General features: G+C 48.8%; 1 protein-coding gene. It reads left to right on the top strand.

Annotated features, from left to right (window positions below):
- The first annotated feature begins 280 nt into the window (after positions 1-280).
- A complete protein-coding gene (locus tag DPQ22_RS00415; protein ID WP_150212616.1) occupies positions 281-508 on the top strand; it encodes a DUF2093 domain-containing protein in 228 nt (75 codons plus the stop codon).
- The last annotated feature ends 218 nt before the right edge of the window (positions 509-726 follow it).

Genomic DNA, 726 nt, shown 5'->3' with positions numbered 1-726 from the left:
GGGTCGCAAGCGCCCAAAACTGCCGCCCCACCTTTATTGAGCTGAAGCTAACCGATATTGAAAAGCTCTTCGCCAGACGATAAAGAGTAATATGGCAACGGCTGTGCAATTCTGTTATTTTGCTCGCAGCACGAGAACTCTGCCGGTTCCAGGCCATGTGGAATGTGCCCCTGTCTTTATCAGGCCAGGCTGAATAATAGCAAAAAACTTTTCGCCAGATGAAAGGCCAAAGCGCCTATAACAGCGTATTTTTAACACGCACCAACAGGAATGAGAAATAATGCCGAATGAAATTGACACTAATGAAGCCGGGCTGCTTTATGAAGGCGGCGATTATCGGCTATTGAAAAACGGTTCCTATGTGCGCTGCGCGGTAACCGGGCAGCGTATTCCGTTGAACGAGCTGAAATATTGGAGCATAGAGCGACAGGAAGCTTATGCTGATTGCCGCATTTCCTTTGAGCGCGAGCTGGACTGCCGCCCCGAATTGCGTAAATTATTGGCATAATATATTGAAAGCGCGAAAAAAACTTTCGGCGGCAATAACGCGCTTAAACACCGGCGGAAGCGAGAAGAAAAGCTTCCTGCTTCACGCCTTATTGCCAAGGCGCAAAAACAAAGCCCGGATCCAACCCGTTATGGGGTTTCACCTATGAGCCTATGAGCCTATGAGCCTATGAGCCTATGAGCCTATGAGCCTATGAGCCTATGAGCCTATGAGCCTAT

The sequence above is a fragment of the Candidatus Tokpelaia sp. genome (assembly GCF_008636115.1).
Lineage (GTDB): Bacteria > Pseudomonadota > Alphaproteobacteria > Rhizobiales > Rhizobiaceae > QLZD01.
This window is presented reverse-complemented; position numbering and strand designations above follow the sequence as displayed.